This window comes from Treponema sp. R8-4-B8, assembly GCF_054786175.1.
In genome coordinates, this window is record NZ_BDHE01000031.1 from 1 (window position 1) to 4,977 (window position 4,977).

At 43.5% G+C, this 4,977-nt stretch carries 4 protein-coding genes; 1 reads left to right on the top strand and 3 read right to left on the bottom strand.

From position 1 onward, the window contains the following. Positions 1–124: 124 nt before the first annotated feature. Complete coding sequence (locus ACYVRA_RS05505) at positions 125–1,600, bottom strand: TDE2508 family outer membrane beta-barrel protein (RefSeq protein WP_461251749.1); 1,476 nt, start codon at positions 1,598–1,600, stop codon at positions 125–127. A 180-nt stretch (positions 1,601–1,780) separates the two neighbouring features. On the opposite strand from ACYVRA_RS05505, the gene ACYVRA_RS05510 reads away from it, so the two are divergent. Then, complete coding sequence (locus ACYVRA_RS05510; protein ID WP_461251750.1) at positions 1,781–3,421, top strand: purple acid phosphatase family protein; 1,641 nt, start codon at positions 1,781–1,783, stop codon at positions 3,419–3,421. Positions 3,422–3,508: 87 nt separating this feature from the next. On the opposite strand, the gene ACYVRA_RS05515 is transcribed toward ACYVRA_RS05510, so the two are convergent. Together ACYVRA_RS05515 and ACYVRA_RS05520 are read right to left on the bottom strand one after the other, a co-directional pair. Continuing rightward, entirely contained in the window at positions 3,509–4,051 is a 543-nt protein-coding gene (locus ACYVRA_RS05515) for a hypothetical protein (RefSeq protein ID WP_461251751.1), read from the bottom strand. Between the two features lie 110 nt (positions 4,052–4,161). Next, a partial coding sequence (locus ACYVRA_RS05520) for a hypothetical protein (RefSeq protein WP_461251752.1) occupies positions 4,162–4,977 on the bottom strand: 816 nt, incomplete at its 5' end.

Here is a 4,977-nt window from a genome sequence, read left to right on the forward strand (position 1 = left end):
TTACTTTTAATAATACCTCACAAGGACATTGAATGTACAGAGGGACTACCCTTTTTACGGACAGCCCCTTTTGCTGTTAATATCTGTCATAACATTTGCGCTATGGACAGACTCTAAGATATTTTTAAAATTTCAACGCAACCAGTATGCTCCCAAAAGAGAACAGTCCGCCGGGCGCAAATACGTCAATAGTTCCGCTATTGCCATAGGCGTTTGTAACCCCGGTAGTAGCTTCTACCCACGCATTATCCGTAAAGTTAAAGGTAGGGCCAATGGAAAAACGGCTGATAAATTGAGTTCCGCTGCCGATGTTGATATATGAGTCGTTATGTATATTTCGCGTGGATTTCTTATCGCCGTTGTTATAGTTTGTTTGATTAATTGTTTCCAGAGTAAACGCAGTAGCTTGAATTCGCGCGCCGGCATTCAAGATAAGCCGGTTTGGAACAATCTTATATTGCATGGCAAGCCTTATGTCAGGACGGAAGGTAAATGTGGTGGTTGCGTTACTTATGCCATTATAAACCAAATTGCCGGAAGCGTCCTGAGCCATAGAGTTTTGTTCTTTATTGGTCAGCGTAAAAGGCAGATTAAGTTTAAACTTGAGCGCAAGATTGTCCTTGCTCCATGAGCCGCTGATCGACGGGGTAAGCGAGTTTGACATAAAAGATTGTTCAAGATACGGATTACTGCCGGGACTATACGTTCCTTTAATATTACCGGTTTTGTACTCGCCGTTATCAATATAACTGTACTCGTTGTCGAAGAAATTAAAGGTAAGCACATAGTCAAAATCGAATGAACCTTTAAAACCGTCTTTATTGTAGAAGGTATAACCGCCAAGACCGGCAGAAAGAGACGGATCAATGTGATTTAACGAGCGGCCTATATTTTCGCCTGAAATACCCGCGCTATCGGGACCAGTCGTTTCAGTCTTTTGATAATCACGGTCAAAAACACAATCAACTGTTATATAAGGTCTTATTCCGTTTTTAGATAAATCTTTCGCCACTGCCCAGGCAATCTGCGGAGCTATGTAGCCTCTTTCCATCTGGTAGTTATTATACAACTGGTTTCCAGTTACAATATTATTTTTTTGGAAAGATTGATAATTGGTGCGATAGGTGAGCCTAAAGCCCATATCGGCAACGCCGATTATAACGGAAGCATTATTAACGGGATTTGTTGTTCCGCCTACGCTGATATTTGAGTAAACATTATAGACCTCTCCAGCAACCCCGCCGTTTGGAACTATGTTAGGTTCTTCCTCGCTGTAATTGTTCACCGGCATATTTGCCCACATATTACCATTGTAGAACGCTCCGATATACACGGATTCCGTCTTGGCTGCAAAACCGAGAGTCGCAATACCGCTGAAGGTGTCGTCCCATAAAAAAGATACCAATCCAAACCATTTACTAAGCTTTACTCCGGTGTATGCGTCCGGCCGGATAAAGTCATCCGCGTTACTTCGGTATCTTCCTTCCGTAGTGGAACTTTGAGGCGATGTCCAAATGTTAGCGGGTAAATTCTGCGCCCATGCTGACACAGCCGTAATCATTAATAACAATAACGCAAAAATAAAATATTTGTTTTTCATTTTCTTCTCCTTGAGTCTGATACTAAATACCCTTTTAAAGAAGAAAACACGTTTTACTAATTTCTAACAAACTTAACAATTTTCTAACATAGTAAAATTAACTAAAAATAAATATTTCTCTTTTATGTTTTTAACATTCTATTTGTACTTATTGATTAGAAAATATTTTAGGAGGATATCATGTTGTTTAAGAAATCTAAAAATTTTAACAAACAATCGGTATTGCAATTGATTGCTTTGCTTTTAGCGGCGGCTTTTGCAATTATTGTTACAGCGTGTCCCGGCGATGCTCCGGGGGGAAAACAAGGCGGTGATGAAACTATTGCAGAGATCGTTAAAAATTACGCCAGTGGAGAAGACGCGCTGAGTTGGGGAATTTCATTTACTCCTCTAACCTTGGGTTTAACACCCGGAAAAGACACAACTGAGATAAACCTTAATTGGTATTCTTCAGGAGCCCCAGCCGGTAAAGTCGCGCAAGTCAGGTTCATTAGAGGAACACTCAGCGCTGGAAACGAGTTAATCGAGGAAAGCGGAACAGTAATCGAAGCATCAAGCGGTAATAGCGCCCATAAAGCTACTGTAACAGGACTAAAACCGGGTTATAGTTACCAGTATGCGGTGTCCAGCGATGGTGAAAACTGGAGTGACGCGTACAATTTCGTGGTTCCTGCCGCAACTGGCGCTTTCAAGTTTGCCGTAGTAGCGGACCCACAGCTTACAAAAGGGAATGTTGACGCTAACAGCCGGTACCCATCCACCACTACTACAACCGCTCAAGGCTGGATAGAGACGATGAGCATAATTATGAACAAAGGCGTAAGCTTTATCGCAAGCGGCGGGGATCAGGTCGATCTAAGCTCTGGTGATGAAGTGGAATACACTAACTTCTTTGCCCCGTCGGGACTGCGGAATCTTCCTTTTGCGCCAGTATCCGGTAACCACGACAATCACCTTAACTTTAACTATCATTATAATTTGCCCAATTCGCAAACCTTTGCGGATGAAACAGTTGAAACTGAGAAGGGAAGAAACTATTTTTACCTTTACAACAACATCCTGTTTGTTGTCTTGAACACCGCCCCGTATCCTAGTAGTACCAGCTTGGCACAGCCAAACGTTGTGCGGTTTGATCAGACCCTCACAGCGGCGAAAGCCGCTTACGCCGGAAAATACGACTGGCTCATTGTTCAGCACCACAAATCCACCGCCAGCGTCGCCGACCATCTCGCTGACAGGGATATACAGTACTATGTAGAAGCCGGTTTTGAAAAAGTTATGTCTGATCATAATGTTGATTTTGTCCTTGCCGGGCATGATCACGTATACGCCCGCAGTTATCCGCTGGAAGGCAAAGACGGCGGCAAGGTTTCCGTGCCGGATAAATCCGCCAATGTTGAAGGCAAGGCGCCTAACGCTTATACCAACCCTGGTAAGCCAATCTATCTGACATTTACCACAGGCAGCGGACTGAAATATTACGCGGTAAGCTCTGACCCCACGTTTGATTATAAAAATACCCTGTATGTGAAAGATAACGCGCAGTATCCGTATCTTGGTGAGGTTACAGACGCAAATGGTACCAGTTCCACTTTTTATGGCAGTACCGCCTACATGACCGATAAAAAATTGCCCGTTTCCAACGCGGCTTATGTCCAGCCCTATATACCGAGTTACACCATTGCCGAAGTCAACGGCAAAACTATAAAATTCAGCACATACGCCATTAAAACCATAACCGGTACCAGCCCCGGCGCTTCCGCTCCTTATGATTTCAACGCAGACGCTCCGTATGATTGGGTACAGGTGACAAAGAATTAAAAAGCAATAATAGTAACGGACGTGAACTAATGCCCCGCGTTTTACACGGGGCATTTTTTTGTTTTAAAGTTTGCGTTATATTTTACATTAAAAACGCATAATGTATGAAAGCTGTACTTTATCAATTTTGCCGTCTCTTGTTGGAAGCAATACAATATTCAATGCTGAAGGATCAAATAACGCCGTCTTAGGATGCGGTTTATGATAGGTGGCGGATCTGATAATGTTATAAATGTCATTGACTGTGGACAGTACTCCGCCTATTGCCAAGGCAATATAAGCTATCATCATCTGTTGTTCGTCTAATTTTGTTTCATCATTGCTATAACTATAAGATGACGAATACCCATACATGTTGCCCATAATAGTTACATAGCTTCCCATCACAAGTACCCGTGAAACAATTCCCGTTATCAGTTGGGTTGTACCGCCTACTTTATCATGCATAATTGCGTAAGAGCCAAGACCCGGCAATACAAAAGCATTGAGCGCCCATGTTCCCCAGCGTTGACCGCTGCTAAAATCCTCATAATCCTCATTATCAAGAGGTTCAGTCTGGGCGTATGCCGCTGCTGTTACGAATAACAGTACACAAACTAATATTAACTTCATAATAATTTGATTTTTCATTGATTCTCTCCTATAAATAAGATATTTTAATTTTATCTTAAGGAGTATAAAAAAAACCTACTAATTCTTGTAGTTTTTTGGGTAATTAGGCTATTTTTTTGACGATCAGGTTAATTATCAATCCTTTTAAGTATCGTCAGAAGTTCCGCGCCTTTTATAAACTGGGTGGGGCGGAAATTCCGTCCGTCGGGGAGAGACAACAATTCCGTCTCAACACAGCCAAGAATTGAATCAAAGAAGGGGGAAAGCGCGGGCGTATCGGCTATTGGACTGCGGGGATTTGCGCCTGTCGCATAACGCGCGGAATAGCGGGATAACATTCCGCGATCCCCGCGCGCTTCGGCGTACAGATGCCAAATAAAAAAAGCGGCTCCGGCGCGAGTTACGGCTTCATCGGGTTTTGGCCTTGCCGACGGCCATTGAGTTGCCGTTATATCTTGGGTATAGGGAATAAAAGCGCGGTCAACAAGGCGGGTAAACAATTCCGCGTCTGTAATATTCCTGCCGCCTGTGATAAACCGCAAGAGCTGAGTTTCGTTTTTTGCGAGAGAAATACAATCGTTCCATGTAATGGTTTCGCGTCCAAGCAGATTGAGAGAACCCGCGTTTACTCCGCTTGCGTTGCGAAGTTCCCAGGCGCGGTCCCTTTCCTGCCCGTAACTGTCTTTGTAAACTTTGTTTATTCCCGAAGAAAACGCAATGTCAAAAGCGCCGACTGCTTCTGAAAATCTTTTTAAATCAACCAGAGCATGGCCTTTTTCAATGTTAAGCTCTCCGATACCCAAAGACTTCTGCCCAAGCAGAGCCAGTTCTTTCTCGATTATCTCCAGTTTTTTTACAGGATCGCCTTCAAGACGGACAGATAAAATAACGGCGGAAATGGTTCCGGGCGAAACAGAAACGGACTGCCCGTACACACGCACGGC